Genomic DNA, 19,032 nt, shown 5'->3' with positions numbered 1-19,032 from the left:
ATTAATATTGTAATGCCTTTATAAGAAACTTTTTATCAAGTTTGCAATCTCTATATCCTCTTTTAACTACATTAAGGTATCTTTCTGTTGGAAACTTAAATGGAGATTTTTTTACCATGGTATAGGTCATGACTTTTTTTCCATAGTAAAAAAAATAATGTTTTTTATAAAGAATTGGAAAGTCTTCATAAACATCTAATTTTTTTTCATCACTTTTTGAAATTTCAAATAATCCACCTGGTACGATTGAATTTTTTTTAGGCTCAATGTCTGCAGCTCTATACTTGCTTCTAAAAGTTAGTTTAAAATCTTTTAAATTTATTTTCTTTAAAAAAATACTATCTTTACATCTTCGTTTCATTTGAAAATGGTGAAGATTACTACCATAAGCAAAATACAACATTAGCGTTCAACCACCTCAATTTTTTTTTCATTTACAAATTTTAAAATTTGAGAATTACAATCATTAATTTTGTTTTGATCTTCAGATCTAATGACTATCGACACCCCTAATTTTCCAGCGTGAAAAAAAGGATAGCTTCCAATTTCAACATCTAAATTGTCATTTTGCACTTTTGTTAGTGAACTCGCTATTTCACTTTCAACAGTTCTTAAGCTTATAGTTAAGCTTTTAATTGGTTCACCACCAACTATATTATTTGTTAATCCACCTAACATTGATTTTAATATCGAAGGAACTCCTGGAAGAGAGTAAACATTTTCAACATTAAATCCTGGAGCACCACTTGTGGGGTTTAAAATTAAATTTGCATTTTCAGGCATCCAAGCCATTTTTTGTCTTCCTTCATTAAATTCTCCAGGTTGATAATAGGCCTCTAATATTTTGAAAGCTTCTTTGTGAACTTCGTATTTTAAACCAAATGCTTTTGAAACTGATTGAGCTGTAATATCGTCATGAGTTGGCCCAATACCTCCAGTTGTAAAAACATAATTGTATTTAGATCGTAGTAAATTTAATGTTTCAACTATGGTGCTCTCTACATCTGGTATTACTCTAACCTCTTCAACTTTCACTCCTATAGAATTAAGCCAAGTCGCTAATGTTGAAGTATTAGTATCTTGTGTTCTTCCAGATAAAATCTCGTTTCCAATTATTAATATTGATGCATTAAATTTTGCTTTTTTATCCATATGAAATATATAATTTAGTAATGGAATTTACCAAGTCTTTAGTAAAAGGCAAACTAATCAAACGTTATAAAAGGTTTTTTACCGACATTAAAATTGGTAAAGAAATTGTCACAGCTCATTGTCCTAACACTGGTTCTATGAAAGGTTTGTTAGACGAGGGTAACGATGTTTATTTGTTGCCAAATAATGATCCTAAAAGAAAACTAAAATTTGGACTTGAAATAATTAAATCAAGAAAAAATCTAGTTGGTGTGAACACTCATATGGCTAACAAGATTGTGCATCATGGTATTAAAAATAATCTAATTAAAGAATTAAAAAATAACGATACAATTAAGCCAGAAGTCTTCTTTAATAAGGAGACTAGATTTGATTTTTTATTAGAAAAGAATAATCAAAAAAGCTTTATTGAAGTCAAAAATGTTACCTTATTTAGAAATAAAGAAACCGCTGAGTTTCCAGATGCTATTACGTCAAGAGGATCTAAGCATTTATTAACTCTTATTGATGCCATAAAAAAAGGTTATACGTGTTATTTGTTGTTTTTAGTTCAAATTCAAAATATGAAATATTTTAAAATAGCTAAAGATATAGACGAAGAATATTATAAAAATTATTTAAAAGCTAAAAAAGCTGGAGTAAATTTTTTAGCATATAGATGTGATGTAAGTTCAAAAAAAATTTTTATAGATAAAAAACTTAAAATTTTAGATGAGTGAATATAAAGAAAAATTTGAAAAAATGAGAGTTGCTGGAAAATTAGCAGCAAGAACTCTTGATATGTTAACTGAAAACATTAAAGAAGGTGTCTCAACAGACTATATAGATAAATTAGGGTACGAGTTTATAAGAGATAATGGAGGTCACTCTGCTCCACTCTACTATAGAGGTTTTACAAAATCTTTATGTACTTCATTAAATCATGTTGTGTGTCACGGAATTCCTTCAGATAGAATTTTAAGAGATGGTGATGCGGTTAATGTTGATGTTACTGCGATCGTTGATGAACATTATGGAGATACAAGTAGAATGTTTTGTATTGGTAAAACACCAATTAAATTAAACAATCTTATAGATGCAACGTACGAGTCTATGATGAGAGCTATCAAAATATTAAAACCAGGTACAAAATTGGGTGATATTGGTTATGAAATTCAATCTTATGTTGAAGATAAAGGTTATTCTGTGGTTAGAGATTTTTGTGGTCATGGTATAAGCACAACATTTCATGAACCACCTAATATTTTACATTATGGAAATAAAAACTCTGGCGCGGAGTTAAAACCTGGTATGACTTTTACAATAGAACCAATGATAAATTCAGGTAAATATGATGTTAAAATGTTGAATGATGGTTGGACTGCGGTTACAAAAGATAAATCTTTATCTGCTCAATTTGAGCATACGTTAGGAATTACTGAAAATGGTTATGAAATCTTTACAGAATCTGCTAAAGGTTATTCAAAGCCTCCATACTTATAATTAATGATTAAAAGATATTCTCGAAAAGAACTAACTGATATTTGGTCAGAAGAAAATAAATACAAAATTTGGTTAGATGTAGAAATTGCAGCCGCTGAAGCTATGGAGAAACTTGGTCAAATTCCAAGAGGAGTAGCTTCAATTGTTAGAAAAAAGGCAGTTATCAATGTAAGCAGAATTCATAAGATAGAAGCAGAAGTTAAACACGACGTAATAGCTTTTCTAACCTCTGTGACTGAAAAAGTAGGTATTAAAGCTAGATATCTTCACCAAGGTATGACCTCATCAGATGTATTGGATACAAGTTTTAATATCCAAATGGTTCAATCAGGTAAAATCATCTTAAAAGACTTAGATCAAATTTTAAAAGTTCTTAAAAAACAAGCTAAGAAATACAAATTTACTCCGTGCATGGGAAGAAGTCACGGTATTCATGCTGAACCTGTTACTTTTGGATTAAAATTGGCTTCGTTTTACGAAGAATTTAAGAGAAATAGAAAAAGATTAGCAGATGCAATAGATGAGGTATCCACTTGCGCAATATCTGGGGCTGTTGGAACCTTTGCAAACATTAATCCTAATGTTGAAAAACACGTTGCCAAAAAATTAGGTTTAAAAGTTGAGCCAATTTCAACTCAAGTAATACCAAGAGACCGACATGCTTTTTATTTCTCAATATTAGGAATTATTGCTGGATCAATTGAAAGAGTTGCAGTTGAGATTAGACATTTACAAAGAACTGAAGTTTATGAATTACAAGAATTCTTTTCAAAAAATCAAAAAGGTTCTTCAGCAATGCCTCATAAAAAAAATCCAATATTAAGTGAAAACTTAACTGGTCTTGCAAGAATGGTTAGAAGTGCAGTCATTCCTGCTTTAGAAAATATTGCTCTATGGCATGAAAGAGATATTTCTCATTCTAGTGTTGAGAGAAACATCGGGCCTGATGCAAACATTACAACTGATTTTGCTCTTGTGAGACTAACAAATATTTTAGATAACATGATTGTTTACCCTAAAAAAATGTTAGAAAATTTAAATATCACCAAAGGATTGATTTTTTCACAAGAAGTAATGCTAGAGCTAACAAAATCTGGATTAAGTAGAGAGCAATCTTACCGAATGGTTCAAAATTACGCTAAAAAATGTTTTGCAGAGGATTTAGACTTATTTGATGTGATTAGTTCTGATAAGTTAATTATGAGTAAAATTACTCCTAAAAAACTAAAATCTATATTTAGTTACGCAAAACACTTTAAAAATGTAAATTTGATCTTTAGAAGAGTTTTTAAATAATGAAAAAGGGAAAAAAACTATACGAAGGAAAAGCTAAAATCATTTATGCAACTAATGATAAAAATTTAGTCATTCAGTATTTTAAAGATGATGCAACCGCATTTAACAATCAGAAAAAATCTACTATTGAAGGAAAAGGTGTTTTAAATAACAGAATTTCAGAACACATCCTCTCCAACCTTTCTCAAATTGGAATTAAAAACCATTTAGTAAAAAGACTTAATATGAGAGAACAGGTTATTAAGTTAGTTGAAATTATTCCAATTGAATTCATTGTAAGAAATGTTGCAACTGGATCTATTACCAAAAGATTAGGAATTGAAGATGGTACAGTTTTAAAAGAGCCTCTAATTGAGTATTGCTTAAAGGATGACAAATTAGGCGATCCATTAATTGCAGAAGAGCATATCTTAGCTTTTGATTGGGCTACTAAAAATGAAATAGATAAAGTTAAAAAAATGATTTTAAGAATTAATGACTTTATGATCGGTATGTTTAGAGGCGTTGGAATTAAGCTAATTGATTTTAAATTAGAATTTGGAAGAATAAAGGCTAACGGTAAAGATGAAGTGATATTGGCTGATGAAATTAGCCCTGATACTTGCAGACTTTGGGACAGTATAACAGACAAAAAACTAGATAAAGACAGATTTAGAAAAAATTTAGGTGATCTTATTCCAGCATATACAGAAGTTGCAAAAAGACTGGGGATACTTCATGAGCAATCAAACGTTTCAGCGGTTAATGTTACCAAGCTATCGTCTGTTAAAAGGAAACGTAAATGAAAATTTCAGTAATCATTACTCTTAAAAAAGATGTGCTAGATCCTCAAGGTAAGGTTATTCACCAAACTTTAGATGGAATGGGCTTTAATGACATTAATGAAGTAAGACAAGGTAAGTATTTCGAGATCGATACCAAAGAAAGTGATCCAAAAAAAGCTAAGGATAAAGTTGAAGAAATGTGCAAAAAACTTTTAGCTAATCTTGTTATTGAAAATTATAAAATTATTGATGCACAATAATTAATGAAATCATCCGTTATTACATTTCCAGGATCAAATTGTGATAGAGACATGGATGTGGCTCTTAAAAAATTTGGGTTTAAAAATAAGATGGTTTGGCATGATGATGTTGAATTACCTAAAAGTGATTTAGTCGTATTACCTGGTGGGTTTTCATATGGTGATTATTTAAGATGTGGAAGTATGGCCTCTAAATCTAAAATTATGAAATCAGTAATCAATTTTGCAAACTCTGGTGGTATGGTAATGGGAATTTGCAATGGTTTTCAAATACTAGTTGAGACAGGTTTGGTTCCTGGTGTGTTGTTAAGAAACAAATATCTAGAATTTATTTGCAAAAATGTGTTTGTAAAAATTAATAATAAATCAAATAATTATTTTAATAATATTAAAAATGATGTTTTAGAATTTCATATTGCTCACAATGAAGGAAATTATTTTTGCACGAAAAATCAATTAAAAGAAATTGAAGACAATGAGCAAGTTGCAATAAATTATTGTGACGAAAATGGAAAAGTAGAAGATGATTTTAACCCAAATGGTTCAGTTAAAAATATCGCTGGTATATTTAATAAAGAAAAAAACGTTTTAGGTATGATGCCTCATCCTGAAAGAATGATTGATAATTGTTTATCTGGAGAAGATGGTTCAATTTTTTTTAATAATTTAATTAATAATTTAAAATGATTGTAAACGAACAGGTAGCTATTGATCATGGTTTAAAGAAAGATGAATATGCTAAAATTTGTGAATTATTAAAAAGAACACCAAATATTACTGAATTAGGTATCTTTTCTGCAATGTGGAATGAGCATTGCTCTTATAAATCCTCAAGACTTCATTTAAAAAAACTTCCTACAAAAGGAAAAAAGGTAATTCAAGGACCAGGAGAAAATGCTGGTGTTATTGATATTGAAGATAATGATGCCATTGTATTTAAAATTGAAAGCCACAACCACCCATCTTTTATTGAACCCTATCAAGGTGCTGCGACTGGTGTTGGCGGGATTATGAGAGATGTGTTCACAATGGGCGCAAGACCTATTGCTAACTTAAACTCAATTCATTTTGGTTCGCCTCAGCACAAAAAGACAAAAAACCTACTAAGAGGTGTTGTTCATGGAATTGGAGGATATGGAAATTGTATGGGTGTTCCAACAGTTGCAGGGCAAACTAGTTTTGATAGCTCATATAATGGAAATATCTTAGTTAACGCTATGACGCTTGGCTTGGTCAAAAAAGACAAGATTTTTTATTCAAAAGCAGCAGGTTTAAATAAACCTGTCATCTATGTTGGTTCAAAAACAGGAAGAGATGGAATTCATGGTGCCAGTATGGCTTCAGCAAGTTTTGATGACAAAATAGAGGAAAAGAAACCCACTGTTCAAGTTGGAGATCCATTTACTGAAAAACTATTACTTGAGGCTTGTTTAGAATTAATGGCTGGAGACTCGATTATTGCTATTCAAGATATGGGAGCAGCAGGATTAACCTCATCAAGCATTGAAATGGCTTCTAAAGGAAATCTTGGAATTGAAATAAATCTTAACAAAGTTCCTTGTAGAGAGGCTAAAATGACTCCCTATGAAATTATGCTGTCTGAAAGCCAAGAGAGAATGTTGATTGTTTTAGAAAATGGAAAAGAAAAACAAGCAAAAAAAATATTTGATAAATGGAATTTAGATTTTGCTGTGATTGGTAAAACAACTAACTCAAAAAAAATACAACTTTACTTTGATGATGAAATGGTGGCTGACATCCCTGTAAATACTTTAGTTGAAAATTCACCGATGTATGATCGAAAATGGAAAAAAGCAAAGCTTCCTAAAAAAAATAAAATTAAAAAAGAAGATTTAAAAAATTTCAAAATTATTGATGTTCTTAAAAAAGTTTTAGCAAACCCAAATATTTGTAGCAAAGAATGGATTTGGCAACAGTATGATCATACGGTTATGGGTGACACCATTCAAAAACCAGGTGGTGATGCTGGGGTTGTGAGAGTACATGGAACGAATAAAGCTGTAGCAGCATCAGTAGACAGTTCTGCAGTTTATTGTTGGGCCCACCCTCTTACTGGTGGAAAACAAGTTGTTTGTGAAAGTTTTAGAAATTTAATTGCTGTTGGAGCAAAACCTATTGCTATTACCAATTGCTTAAATTTTGGAAGCCCAGAAAATGAGGAGAATATGGGTGAATTTGTTGAATGTGTTCAAGGAATTGGTGAGGCAAGTGAATATTTAAAATTCCCAGTAGTTTCAGGAAATGTATCTTTTTACAATCAAACTAAGGATGAAGGTATCAAGCCGACCCCTGCTATTGGAGGTGTCGGTTTAATAAAGGACTATAATAAAATGATCACTATGGATTTTAAAGAAATTGATAATGTGATTTTAGTTATTGGAAAAACAGAAGGTCATTTGGATCAAAGTTTATTTGCAAGAAACATTTTAAATGAAAAAAATGGTCCACCACCAGAAATAAATTTGTTTAATGAAAAAAATAATGGAGAAACTTTGTTAAAACTCATTGAGAGTAATCTCATTAAAAGTGCACACGATGTTTCTATGGGGGGTATTATTACTGCAGTTGCTAAAATGTGTATCAAAGGTAAAAAAGGAGTTAATCTAAATAAACCAAAATATTTAATTAATGAAATGGAGTATTTCTTTGGTGAAGATCAAGGACGTTACATTATTGAAGTTAATAAAAAAGATTTAAAAAAAGTCACAGATATATTGAATAAAAATGCAGTTCATTTTGATGAACTTGGTACAATCAATGAAAATGAGCTATTTATTAACGATAAGACAAAAGTTACAATTGACGAACTTACAAGTTCAAATACAAAGTGGCTTTCAGATTATATGAATAACTAATGGCAATGGATTTAAAAGAAATTGAGAATTTAATTAAAGAGGCAATGCCTGATGCAATTGTTGAAATTCAGGATTTAGCAGGTGATGGAAATCATTATTCAGCGACTGTGACCTCTTCTCAATTTTCAGGAAAAAGTAAAATTGAACAACACAAAATGGTATATAATTCTCTAAAAGGACGAATGGGAAATGAATTACATGCCCTAGCAATTAAAACAAAGGAGCAATAATGGACGAAAATACAAAAAATACAATTCAAGATCATATAGACAACAATGATGTTTGTTTATTTATGAAAGGAACTCCAGATGCTCCTCAATGTGGTTTTTCAATGGCTGTATCAAACATGTTAAAAATTCTAGAAGTAAATTTTAAAGGAGTAAATGTTTTGGAAGATCAAAATATTAGAGAAGGAATTAAAGTTTACAGTGACTGGCCAACAATTCCTCAATTGTATATTAAAAAAGAATTTGTTGGTGGATGTGATATCGTAAAAGAAATGTACGAAAACGGAGAACTTAAAAAAGTTCTTGAGGATAAAGGTATTAATTTTAAAAATTAAATTTAGAAATTATCTAGAGTAATATTCAATTACAAGATTGGGTTCCATTATTACTGGATAAGGAACTTCTTCAAATTTTGGAACTCTTACAAATTTTAATTTTTTATTTTTCTCATCCATTTGGATATATTCTGGTGTTTCTCTTTCTTTATTTGCTAGAGCGATATCAATGATTGCTAATTGCTTAGATTTGTCTCTAATTTCTATTGTATCTTCCTCTTTTACTAAATAGCTACCAATATTTACTTTCTTGCCATTAACTCTTACATGACCGTGGTTAATTAATTGTCTTGCTGAGAAAATAGTAGTTGCAAATTTTGCTCTATAGATAACTGCATCTAATCTTCTCTCTAAGAGACCAATTAAATTTTCACCTGTATCTCCTTTAAGCATAACTGCTTTTTTATAAATATTTCTGAACTGTTTTTCATTAATATTTCCATAATAAGCTTTTAGTTTTTGTTTAGCTTGTAACTGAATTCCGTAATCTGAAGGTTTAGATGTTTTTGTTTGACCGTGTTGACCAGGTCCGTAAGCTCTAGTATTAAAAGGACTTTTAGGTCTACCCCATAGGTTAACCTTTAATCTTCTGTCTACTTTATGTTTAGAGTTTAATCTTTTTGTCATTTAATAGTGGGCTTTATAAACTTACTCTTACTTTTGTCAATCAACGTTTTTTACCTAAACTTGCAAATACACCAGATAAAATGCGTGTTTCTTTAGTTGATAATTCCATTCGGTAAAAAATATTTCTTAGGTTTTCTAGCATTATTGGCTTCTTCTCTTTTGATTTGAAGAAACTAATCTCCTCCAGATTCTGGATACATAAATTTGCCATCGCAACTATCTCCTTTTTAGAGGCTGATTTAACTTTGTTTGATTTATTAAAAGAGCTTACTTTTGAACTAATGATGCTAGATACATATTGAGCAATAATTATCAAACTATGAGATAGGTTTAACGACTTAAAATCTGGATTTGTTGGTATTTGAAGTGTGTAGTTGGCATAACTAATTTCATTATTAGATAAACCTGATGCTTCTGATCCAAATAAGAAGGCGACTTTTTTTTTATAATTAATTTTTTTTAAATCTTCTAATTGAATGTGCTTTATATTTTTATTTCTAAATCTTGCAGATGTCGCAATAACAGTATCAATATCCTTTAAAGACTTTTCTAAATTTTCATAACTTTTTGCTTTGTTGATAATATTTTTAGCACCAACTGATGTTGCTAAAATTTTATCATTTGGAAATATTGGTTTAGGATCAACAACAATTAATTTTTTAAAATTGAAATTTTTCATTCCTCTGGCGCAAGCTCCAATATTTTCTGAAAGCTGAGGTTTGTGTAAAATAAAAGAGATATTGTTAACAGACATTAATCAATGCCATGATTTCTGTTATAGCTAGAAATAGCTGAAGGTTTGATATTGTTTAAATATTTAGGATCTACTGACCAAATAGAAACTTTTAAAGGATAACATTTTGCAACATCAGAGGAATGTTCAGATCCACAATCTCCTCCTGGGCAAGCAGAAAGAGCTCCTAAAATATCTGTTTCAGCAAAAAACTCTAGATAATCCCCTGGTCTAACTGGACTAGCTTTCATAAAGTATTGTTTAGTATCATTAGTAAAACCAGTAAGCATAAATACATTTAATACATCATGAACTATTTTTTCAGCATAATCTAATTGAATATTTTTTTCTTTAACTAGTGCTCTTGTTAGATTTGAATGACAACAATAGTGGTAATCATTATCGCTTAAAAGTTTTGAAGTATAAGGATCACATCTGGTACCAATTACATCATGAACAGAGCCACCGTCTTTATCATAATCATACCAATCCAAAGTATCCCAAGTTATTGTCGCTAAAGATCTAAGGTATGGAAAGCTGCTAAACATTTTGTCTCCAACTGATAGATGTGTCCCATATAAAGCCCTTGTTTTTCCTGAATAAAATTTTTCCTCTAAATTATTTAAATTAAATAAATTTAAATCGCCTACTTGTGGGCCATCTACACTTTCAATTCTAAAAAACTCACCAAATTTTACCTCGAACGTTCTTGCATCCCTTGGAGGAATAATTACTTCATCTTTTTTAACTAAATGCGCTCTAGCTGAGTGCAGAATGTTTAAATTTTTATCTTCAATTGTGGTATTTGGATAACAAACAATAGGCTTTGCCCCTATTCTACTATCGATATCTGTAGGTTTTTCTGAAAATTTTTTAATTTTCATTTTTATAAACTTCCAGGCGCTTTATCCTTAAATAATTTGTAATCTAAACTATCCACTAAAGCTTTAAATGAAGCATCAATTATATTAGGTGATACCCCGATTGTGAACCAGTTCACTCCTTTTGCATCCGTGCTTTCAATACTAACTCTTGTAACCGCTTCTGTACCTGTGTTTAAAATTCTAACTTTATAGTCAACAAGCCTTAAATCTTTCAAATACTCAGAATATTTTGCAAGTTTATTTACATTCTTTCTAATTGCATTATCTAAAGCATTAACAGGACCATTTCCTTGTCCTTCACATAAAATTTTGTCTCCATCAACTTCTAATTGAGCTTTAGCATATGATATAATCTCTCCAGTTTTATCTTTCTTTACAGAAACATCGTATTCATTGATTGATATATATCTTGGTATTTCACCCATTAGTCTTCTAGCTAATAATTCAAAAGAAGCGTCAGCACCATCGTAACTATATCCAATGAACTCTCTATCTTTAACTTCATCTAAAAGTTTTTTAATTTTTGGGTCACTTTTTTCAACGTTAATTCCAATTGAATTTAATCTAGATATTATGTTTGATTGTCCTGATTGATCTGAAACCACAATATTTCTAGAATTTCCAACCTCTTCAGGATTTATATGCTCATAAGTTTTAGGGTCTTTTTGAACAGCAGATACATGCATACCACCTTTGTGTGAGAAAGCTGAGGCACCAACATAAGGCAAATGTTTATTAGGTTTTCTATTTAATATTTCATCTAGCAATCTTGAGCATTGAGTTAAATTTTTTAAATTTTCTCTTTTAATACTAAGTTCAAATTTGTCTGAAAAATCTTTCTTTAAAAAAAATGAAGGGATTAATGACATTAAATTTGCATTACCACATCTTTCTCCTAATCCATTAATAGTTCCTTGCACTTGTCTTACTCCTGCTTGAACTGCAGCAAGACTATTCGCTACTGCATTTTCAGTATCATTATGTGCGTGTATTCCTAAATTTTCTCCCGGAATTTGTTTGCTTACTTCAGTTACAATTTTAGAAATTTCATGTGGAAGTGTTCCACCATTAGTATCACATAATACAATCCATCTAGCTCCATTATCATAAGCAGCTTTCAAACAAGACAATGCGTATTCTGGGTTAGATTTATAACCATCAAAGAAATGTTCTGCATCAAACATAAATTCTTTTCCTGATTTAACAATATGTTTGGTACTTTCGCTTATGTTGGTTAAATTTTGTTCATTAGTAATTCCTAAGGCAACTTTAACTTGGAAATCCCATGATTTTCCAAATAAACAAACTGCTAAGCTTTTTGAATTAATTAATGATGATAACATTGGATCATTTTCTGCACTATGTTCTGATTTTTTTGTCATGCCAAACGCGGTTAATTTAGCTGATTTAAAATTATGATCTTTATTAAAAAATTCTGTATCTGTTGGATTGGCGCCTGGCCAACCTCCTTCTACATAATCAACTCCCAACATATCTAATGCTGATGAAATTTTCTCTTTATCATCAATGGAAAAATCAACACCTTGTGTCTGTGCTCCATCACGTAATGTTGTATCAAAAATATAAAGTTGTTCTTTGCTCATTTAAATTTCCAAGTCGTTTTACCATCTTTATCTTCTATTAAAACACCTTTGTCTAAAAGCTCATTTCTAATTTTGTCAGCTTCGTCGTAATTTTTGTTCTCTCTAGCTTTGTTTCTTTCGTTAATTTTCTGCAAAATTTCTTTTTCTGAAATAGAAGCTTTGCTTATTTTAAAACTTAACCACTCATCTTTACTTTGGTTTAAAAGTCCAACAAACCGACAAGCAGAAACAAATATAGCTTTGTCATTGTCATTACCTTTTTGAGCCTTTTCATATAAATGGTGCAAATTAGCTATGTAACCTGGTGTATTTAAATCATCATAAAGTGGTTTAAGAACTTCGTGAGAAATATTTTCAATGTCATTATTATCTACATAAACGTTGTACCATTTGTTGATTGTATTTTGGCAATCTTCTAATAGTTTATCATTCCAATCTAAAGGTTGTTTATAATGAGCACTCATTAAAGCTAATCTTAAAACCTGACCACTGATCTTATTTCTAAAATCTTTTATTTTTAGAATGTTGCCTTGAGATTTGGCCATTTTTTCATTGGACATAGTAATAAAAGCATTATGTAGCCAAAAATTAGCAAATACTTTTGTGTCATTGGCACATCTCGATTGAGCTATTTCATTTTCATGATGTGGAAATATTAAATCAATACCCCCTCCATGGACGTCAAACTCATCTCCCAAAAACTTTTTTGACATTGCTGAGCATTCTAAATGCCATCCAGGTCGACCTTTTCCCCATGGAGACTCCCAAGAAGGCTCATCACTTGCTGATGGTTTCCATAGAACAAAATCTTCTGAGTTTTTTTTATTTTCACTGACCTCAATTCTAGATCCAGCAATTAAATCTTCTAATTTCTTATTAGAGAGTTGACCGTAATCACTAAATTTTTTAACTTCAAAATAAACATGGTTGTTGTTTTCATAAGCAAAACCTTTTTTGATTAATTCAGAAACCATTTCGATCATCAAATCAATATTTTCTGTTGCTTTAGGTTGATGAGTTGGTGTTTCACAATTTAGATAACTACAATCTTCACCAAAACTTTCTGTTACTTTGTTTGTTAATTCTGAAATTGAAATATTATTTTCTTTTGAAGATTTAATAATTTTATCGTCTACATCCGTAATATTTCTAACATAAGTAACCTTAGAATAATTTTTTTTAAAAATTTTATATAAAATATCAAAAACAACTATTGGTCTTGCATTACCGATATGAGGATCATCATAGACCGTTGGTCCACAAACATACATTCTTATATTTTGTTCATCTATTGGAACAAATTTTTCTTTTTTGTTTGTTAGGTTATTAGTTAAAAAAATATCATTATTCATAATTTTAGAAATATACTTAAAATCTAGATTTGTGAATCTATTTGATTAATTTGGAATTTTGCATACTGGAATGGGCTCCATTTTATGCAAATTTTGTTTTCTAATGATTTCGTATTTTGCTCTATTAGGAGATTTTGGATTATCCATAGCTTCTTCAAGCTCTTCATATTTTAATCCAAGTTGACCCTCATCTGTTCTACCATCATCCCATAATCCATCGGTAGGTGCAGCTTCAATTATTTCATTTAATATTCCAAGCTCTTTTCCAAGTTCCCAGACTTGAGTTTTGTTGCAATCTGCTATTGGTGAAATATCTACTCCACCGTCTCCATATTTTGTATAAAACCCAACACCAAAGTCTTCCACTTTATTACCAGTTCCAACTACTATTCCTTTGTTGGCAGCAGCTACCTGGTAAAGAGCGGTCATTCTTAATCTTGCTCTTGAGTTTGCCATTCCAAGTTCATTATCAAATTTAGATAAACTAGCACTGAAAGCTAAAAATAATTCATCCAAATTAATTGTATGTGCTTCAACATTTTTAAAATTTTTAACCAACCATTCTTGATGTTTTAAGCTTAGATCATGTTGATATGATTTTTGCTTAATTGGCATTGATAACACAATTGTTTTCAAACCTGTCATCGCACTCAAGGTACTAGAAACAGAAGAATCTATCCCACCAGATATTCCTATAACAAGAGACTGAGCCTTAGAAGGCATATTCTCTACATAGTTCTTAATCCAATCAGATATAAAGTTTACTTTTTCTGATACGTTCATAATTGACAAAATATTTTATTATTAAGATTTTACAATGTCTTAAGATGCCGCTCTATCTGCATTTTTAGAATACGAGCTATTCTTTTTAATCTCATCAGAAATCATAAAGGCTAATTCTAAAGCTTGATTAGCATTTAATCTTGGATCACAATGAGTGTGGTATCTTGAAGAAAGATCTTTTTCAGAGATTTTTTGAGCTCCACCAATACATTCTGTTACATCTTGACCGGTAAGCTCAATATGAAGACCACCCGCATAACTACCTTCGCTTTGGTGACACGCAAAAACATTTTTTACTTCTTTTAAAACACCATTGAAAGGTCTAGTTTTAAAACCTGTAGCAGCCTTAATTGTATTTCCATGGCAAGGATCGCAAGACCAAATTACGTTTAAACCTTCTTTTTTAATTGCTCTAATTAATTTTGGTAAAAATTTTGAAACATTGTCTGCTCCAAATCTAGATATTAATGTAATTTTACCTTTTTCATTTTTTGGATTAATCCGATTGCAAAGGTTTATTAAATCATCTGCTTTTAGAGTTGGACCACATTTAATTCCTATAGGATTTTCTATTCCTCTACAGAATTCAACGTGACCACCATCAAGTTGTCTTGTTCTATCACCAATCCATACAAAGTGTGCAGATGTGTCATGATTTTCTCCAGTTGTTGAATCTGTTCTAGTCATTGTTTCTTCAAAAGGTAATAATAAAGCTTCATGTGAAGTCCAAAAATTAACTGTTTTTAATCTTCTGTTAAAATCTGAATTAATCCCACATGCATCCATAAATGCTAATGCGTTAGCAATATTATCTTCTAACTCTTTAAATCTTTTTAATTCTGGTGAATTTTTAATAAATCCAAGGTTCCAATTGTGAACATTTTTAAGGTCTGCAAAACCACCGTGGCAAAAAGCTCTAATTAAATTTAATGTAGCAGCTGATTGAGAATAAGCTTTAAACAATCTCTTTGGATCTGGAACTCTCGCTTTATCTGTAAATTCCATTCCATTAATATTGTCTCCTAAATAACTTGGCAACTCAACACCATCTTTATTTTCTGTTGGAGCACTTCTTGGTTTAGAAAATTGTCCAGCAATTCTTCCAACTTTAACAACTGGTAAAGATGCTGAGTAAGTTAAAACCAATGACATTTGCAACATTAGTTTGAAAGTATCTCTAATATTATCAGGATTAAACTCAGCAAAACTTTCAGCGCAATCACCACCCTGAAGTAAAAAAGCTTTACCATCAACAACGTCTGCTAACTGACTTTTTAGATGTCTTGTTTCTCCTGCAAAAACTAAAGGTGGGAAAGTTCCAATTTTATCCAAAACCTTATCCAATTCTTTTTTATCTGGATATTCTGGTATGTGTTTAACCGGATATTTTCTCCAACTATTTTTTTTCCAATTTTTCATATTCAACCTAGGGGTGTTTTAACAGAGTTTAGACTTTATTCAACTGTGACTGATTTAGCTAAATTTCTAGGCTTATCAATATCATAACCCATTTTTAAAGCAGAATAATAAGCAAGTTTTTGAAGCGGAATTGTTAAAAGAAAAGGTAGCAAGTCATTATTTGTATTTTCAACTTCTATTGTCTCCCAAATATTCTCTGAAACAATTTCATCTTTGCTTTTGTTTGTAATTAAAAGAACTTTGGCACCTCTTGCTATAACTTCCTGCATATTGGAAATTGTTTTTTTATAATAACTGTCTCTAGGTGCTAAAACTACTACTGGCATTCCTTCTTCTATTAAAGCAAGTGGTCCATGTTTCATTTCACCTGCTGGATACCCCTCAGCGTGAACATAAGATAATTCTTTTAATTTTAATGCCCCTTCCAAAGCTATTGGGTATGAAAAACCTCTTCCAAGAAACATAGATCCTTTAGCTTCATTGAATGTTGAAGAAATGGCTTGAATATCATTATCTATCAATAAAGTTTTTTCTATTAAACCTGGTAAGTTTTTAAGATCTTTAATTTTTTCTTGGTAATCTTTTTTATCAATCTGATTAGATAATGATCCAATTTTTAAAGCTAAAATATATAAAACAAGTATTTGACCTAAAAATGCTTTAGTAGAGGCAACTCCTATTTCGGGCCCACAATGAATTGGTAATACAAAATCTGAGTCTCTTGCAATAGAACTTTCAATCACATTTACCACTGCACATGTTTTCATATAATTTTTGTTACAAAGATCTAATGCTGCATAAGTATCTGCAGTTTCACCTGATTGGGAAACGAAAATATATAAACTGTCTTCCTTAAATCTATTTTTTCTGTATCTAAACTCTGAAGCTATATCGATATTAACATCTAGTGCTGTTAATTCTTCAAACCAATATTTAGCCATTAAACAAGAGTGATAAGCAGTTCCACAACCAATTAAAGTAATTGATTTAATTTCATTGATTTTCCAAGGAAAATTAAAAATATTTATCTCATTGTTCACACTATCTAAATATTCTTTAATTCCAGTTTTTATTGTTACAGGCTGCTCCTCTATTTCTTTAGCCATAAAGTGTTTAAAATCACCCTTGTCATAATTTGACTCGTTTGATGATAATTCTAAAATTTTTTTATTAATTTTTTTACCCTCTTCATTGTAGAAATAAACTTGATCTTTTTTAACAATGCAAAACTCTCCATCATCAAGATAAGTAATTTTATTTGTCATCGATTTTAAAGCATAAGAGTCTGAGCCTAAATAATTTTCATTTGGTCCATAACCTACAGCTAATGGTGAACCTCTTCTTGCTCCTACAATTAGGTCAGGAATTTTTTTAAAAATTATTCCTAATGCAAAACTACCATGCAATTGTTTAAGTGTTTTAGTTATTGCTTCTTCTAATTCTGAAGTTTTTAAATTTTCTGTAATTAAATGAACTATTACCTCTGTGTCAGTTTGAGATTTAAAGACATGACCTTTATTAATTAAATATTTTTTTAGAATTGTTGAATTCTCAATTATTCCATTATGAACTACGGATACATTTTCTGATGAATGTGGATGAGCATTAATACTATTTGGAACCCCATGCGTAGCCCATCTAACGTGACCTATACCTATATTTCCTTTTAAAGATTTTAAATCAAAGTTTTGCTCTAAATTATCAACACGTCCCTCTGATTTAACCTCGTTTATTTCGCCATCAAATAAAGTTGCAACACCCGCAGAGTCATATCCTCTATATTCAAGTTTTTTTAAAGAGTTAATAATATTAGCAGAAACTGATTTGTTGCTACTAATTCCAATTATTCCACACATAATTTATTTTGATTTTCTTTTATAATTACTAATTTCTGTTTGAGTAGATCTCGTCAAAGCTAGAGATTTTTTTTTAACATTCTTCGTTATAACAGATCCTGCTCCAACAATGCTTTCTTCATTAATTTTAACAGGGGCCACTAAAGACGAATTTGATCCTATAAATACTTTGTCTTTAATTATTGTCTTACTTTTTTTCACGCCATCGTAATTACAGGTAATTGTACCAGCACCAATATTTACCATTTGGCCAAGATCACTATCTCCAACATATGATAAATGATTTATTTTTGATTTTTTTCCAACGACTGATTTTTTAATTTCTACAAAATTTCCAACTTTTGATCCTTCTTTTAAAATTGTTTCAGGTCGAATTCTAGCATAAGGACCTACTTCTACTTTGTTTTCAATTTTACAAGATTCTAAATGTGAAAAAGATTTAATGGTCACATTATTTCCTATTTTTACTTTAGAACCAATTACCACATAAGGTTCAATCGTAACTCCCTTTCCAATTTTTGTATCATTTGAAAAAAAAATAGTTTCTGGACCTATCATTTTAACACCAGATTTTATAAACTTGTTTCTAAGTTTGTTTTGAAGATTTTGTGAATTTAATAGTTTCATTTAGGATTTCTTTACATTAAGTATATATCTTAATTAATTCACAAAATATTTCTTTAAAATACTTTTAATATGAAACAGAAATTTACGGTATTGTTTGATTTAGATGGAACACTAGTTGATACAGCGCCAGATTTGATGCTCGCTCATAATCATGTGATGAAAAAATTTGGGTACCCTACTAAGTCTCTAGATGATTTAAAAAGTTCAGTTGGTAAAGGTGCTGGAGCTATGATTGGAAGATCAATATGGAGCCAAGCAAAAAAAGAATTAACTAGTATTAATGAAAAAGTTAAAAGTGATATGACAGATGAGTTCATATCTTATTATGGAAAAAATATTTTAAAAGAAAGTGTTTTAATAAATGGAACAAAAAGTTTTTTAAATTGGTGCAAAAATGAAAATATATCAATGGCGGTTTGTACTAACAAAACTGAACATCTTGCTGTTGATCTTTTAAAAAAAATTGGAATTTATGATTATTTTGAATACGTAGCAGGATACAATACTTTTGATTATTGCAAACCTGATCCAAGACATTTAACTACAGTTATAGAAATCTTAGACGGAGATTTAAAAAAATCAATTATGATTGGAGATAGTGAAACTGATGCTAATTCTGCAAAAGCTGCGAATATTCCAATGATATTGCTTGAGGATGGATACACTGAAAAAAAAACTGATGAAATATACCATAATCACCTAATAAAAGATTTTGTTGGTATCGAAAAAATCATATCTGAATATCTTTAATATTG

At 30.3% G+C, this 19,032-nt stretch carries 21 protein-coding genes; 10 read left to right on the top strand and 11 right to left on the bottom strand.

The features are described from left to right. Nucleotide 1: 1 nt before the first annotated feature. Nucleotides 2-403 carry a gamma-glutamylcyclotransferase family protein gene (locus ACTTBN_RS01645; RefSeq protein ID WP_440680693.1) on the bottom strand — a complete coding sequence of 134 codons (402 nt, stop codon included), beginning with the start codon at nucleotides 401-403 and terminating at the stop codon, nucleotides 2-4. Next, entirely contained in the window at nucleotides 403-1,152 is a 750-nt protein-coding gene (locus tag ACTTBN_RS01640; RefSeq protein ID WP_440680692.1) for a competence/damage-inducible protein A, read from the bottom strand. Before ACTTBN_RS01640 ends, ACTTBN_RS01645 begins: the two co-directional genes overlap by 1 nt. Before the next feature lie 20 nt (nucleotides 1,153-1,172). Between ACTTBN_RS01640 and sfsA the strand changes: the two genes are divergently transcribed. Genes sfsA through grxD form a run of 9 tightly spaced genes read left to right on the top strand, consistent with a single transcriptional unit; the run spans nucleotide 1,173 to nucleotide 8,392 of the window. After that, nucleotides 1,173-1,871, top strand: coding sequence for a DNA/RNA nuclease SfsA (sfsA, locus tag ACTTBN_RS01635; RefSeq protein WP_440680691.1), 699 nt, complete (start codon nucleotides 1,173-1,175; stop codon nucleotides 1,869-1,871). Beyond that, nucleotides 1,864-2,634 carry a type I methionyl aminopeptidase gene (map, locus tag ACTTBN_RS01630; protein ID WP_440680690.1) on the top strand — a complete coding sequence of 257 codons (771 nt, stop codon included), beginning with the start codon at nucleotides 1,864-1,866 and terminating at the stop codon, nucleotides 2,632-2,634. The genes sfsA and map overlap by 8 nt, the downstream gene beginning before the upstream one ends. 3 nt (nucleotides 2,635-2,637) lie before the next feature. Further along, nucleotides 2,638-3,930 carry an adenylosuccinate lyase gene (gene purB / locus ACTTBN_RS01625; protein WP_440680689.1) on the top strand — a complete coding sequence of 431 codons (1,293 nt, stop codon included), beginning with the start codon at nucleotides 2,638-2,640 and terminating at the stop codon, nucleotides 3,928-3,930. Beyond that, nucleotides 3,930-4,715, top strand: a complete 786-nt coding sequence (purC, locus tag ACTTBN_RS01620; protein WP_440680688.1) for a phosphoribosylaminoimidazolesuccinocarboxamide synthase — start codon at nucleotides 3,930-3,932, stop codon at nucleotides 4,713-4,715. Before purB ends, purC begins: the two co-directional genes overlap by 1 nt. Further along, nucleotides 4,712-4,954 (top strand): phosphoribosylformylglycinamidine synthase subunit PurS, encoded by a 243-nt coding sequence (gene purS / locus ACTTBN_RS01615; protein WP_435117575.1) that lies wholly within the window; start codon nucleotides 4,712-4,714, stop codon nucleotides 4,952-4,954. Before purC ends, purS begins: the two co-directional genes overlap by 4 nt. A gap of 3 nt (nucleotides 4,955-4,957) precedes the next feature. After that, the gene (gene purQ / locus ACTTBN_RS01610) at nucleotides 4,958-5,641 is read left to right on the top strand and encodes a phosphoribosylformylglycinamidine synthase I (protein WP_440680687.1); all 684 of its coding nucleotides are present in this window, start codon (nucleotides 4,958-4,960) and stop codon (nucleotides 5,639-5,641) included. Beyond that, entirely contained in the window at nucleotides 5,638-7,830 is a 2,193-nt protein-coding gene (purL, locus tag ACTTBN_RS01605; protein WP_440680686.1) for a phosphoribosylformylglycinamidine synthase subunit PurL, read from the top strand. Before purQ ends, purL begins: the two co-directional genes overlap by 4 nt. Further along, entirely contained in the window at nucleotides 7,830-8,060 is a 231-nt protein-coding gene (locus tag ACTTBN_RS01600; RefSeq protein ID WP_440680685.1) for a BolA/IbaG family iron-sulfur metabolism protein, read from the top strand. The genes purL and ACTTBN_RS01600 overlap by 1 nt, the downstream gene beginning before the upstream one ends. After that, on the top strand, nucleotides 8,060-8,392 hold the full coding sequence (grxD, locus tag ACTTBN_RS01595; RefSeq protein WP_440680683.1) for a Grx4 family monothiol glutaredoxin: 333 nt from the start codon (nucleotides 8,060-8,062) through the stop codon (nucleotides 8,390-8,392). The genes ACTTBN_RS01600 and grxD overlap by 1 nt, the downstream gene beginning before the upstream one ends. A gap of 9 nt (nucleotides 8,393-8,401) precedes the next feature. Here grxD and rpsD read toward each other — a convergent pair whose 3' ends face one another. From rpsD to ACTTBN_RS01550, 9 genes are read right to left on the bottom strand one after another with little or no spacing between them, the layout of a single operon-like run. Next, nucleotides 8,402-9,019 (bottom strand): 30S ribosomal protein S4, encoded by a 618-nt coding sequence (gene rpsD, locus ACTTBN_RS01590; RefSeq protein ID WP_440633469.1) that lies wholly within the window; start codon nucleotides 9,017-9,019, stop codon nucleotides 8,402-8,404. Nucleotides 9,020-9,059: 40 nt separating this feature from the next. Continuing rightward, nucleotides 9,060-9,773 (bottom strand): RNA methyltransferase, encoded by a 714-nt coding sequence (locus ACTTBN_RS01585; RefSeq protein WP_440680682.1) that lies wholly within the window; start codon nucleotides 9,771-9,773, stop codon nucleotides 9,060-9,062. After that, nucleotides 9,773-10,636 carry an urea carboxylase-associated family protein gene (locus ACTTBN_RS01580; protein WP_440680681.1) on the bottom strand — a complete coding sequence of 288 codons (864 nt, stop codon included), beginning with the start codon at nucleotides 10,634-10,636 and terminating at the stop codon, nucleotides 9,773-9,775. The genes ACTTBN_RS01585 and ACTTBN_RS01580 overlap by 1 nt, the downstream gene beginning before the upstream one ends. A gap of 2 nt (nucleotides 10,637-10,638) precedes the next feature. After that, nucleotides 10,639-12,240, bottom strand: coding sequence for a citramalate synthase (gene cimA, locus ACTTBN_RS01575; RefSeq protein WP_440680680.1), 1,602 nt, complete (start codon nucleotides 12,238-12,240; stop codon nucleotides 10,639-10,641). Further along, nucleotides 12,237-13,592: a cysteine--tRNA ligase gene (gene cysS / locus ACTTBN_RS01570; RefSeq protein WP_440680679.1), complete on the bottom strand. Its 1,356-nt coding sequence runs from the start codon at nucleotides 13,590-13,592 to the stop codon at nucleotides 12,237-12,239. The genes cimA and cysS overlap by 4 nt, the downstream gene beginning before the upstream one ends. A 45-nt stretch (nucleotides 13,593-13,637) precedes the next feature. After that, nucleotides 13,638-14,375, bottom strand: coding sequence for an NAD(+) synthase (nadE, locus tag ACTTBN_RS01565; protein ID WP_440680678.1), 738 nt, complete (start codon nucleotides 14,373-14,375; stop codon nucleotides 13,638-13,640). 39 nt (nucleotides 14,376-14,414) lie between these two features. After that, nucleotides 14,415-15,794 (bottom strand): class II 3-deoxy-7-phosphoheptulonate synthase, encoded by a 1,380-nt coding sequence (locus tag ACTTBN_RS01560; RefSeq protein ID WP_440680677.1) that lies wholly within the window; start codon nucleotides 15,792-15,794, stop codon nucleotides 14,415-14,417. 35 nt (nucleotides 15,795-15,829) lie between these two features. Next, nucleotides 15,830-17,650: a glutamine--fructose-6-phosphate transaminase (isomerizing) gene (gene glmS / locus ACTTBN_RS01555; protein ID WP_440680676.1), complete on the bottom strand. Its 1,821-nt coding sequence runs from the start codon at nucleotides 17,648-17,650 to the stop codon at nucleotides 15,830-15,832. 3 nt (nucleotides 17,651-17,653) lie between these two features. Next, nucleotides 17,654-18,277, bottom strand: a complete 624-nt coding sequence (locus ACTTBN_RS01550; RefSeq protein ID WP_440680674.1) for a DapH/DapD/GlmU-related protein — start codon at nucleotides 18,275-18,277, stop codon at nucleotides 17,654-17,656. Between the two features lie 69 nt (nucleotides 18,278-18,346). Here ACTTBN_RS01550 and ACTTBN_RS01545 point away from each other — a divergent pair, with 69 nt between their 5' ends. Further along, complete coding sequence (locus ACTTBN_RS01545) at nucleotides 18,347-19,027, top strand: HAD-IA family hydrolase (RefSeq protein WP_440680673.1); 681 nt, start codon at nucleotides 18,347-18,349, stop codon at nucleotides 19,025-19,027. Nucleotides 19,028-19,032 lie beyond the last annotated feature (5 nt).

It is taken from the genome of Candidatus Pelagibacter sp. HIMB1623, from assembly GCF_052047695.1.
In the GTDB taxonomy this organism is placed as follows: Bacteria; Pseudomonadota; Alphaproteobacteria; order Pelagibacterales; family Pelagibacteraceae; genus Pelagibacter.
Note: the sequence above shows the minus strand (reverse complement) of the source record. Positions and strands in the feature narration are given on the sequence as shown.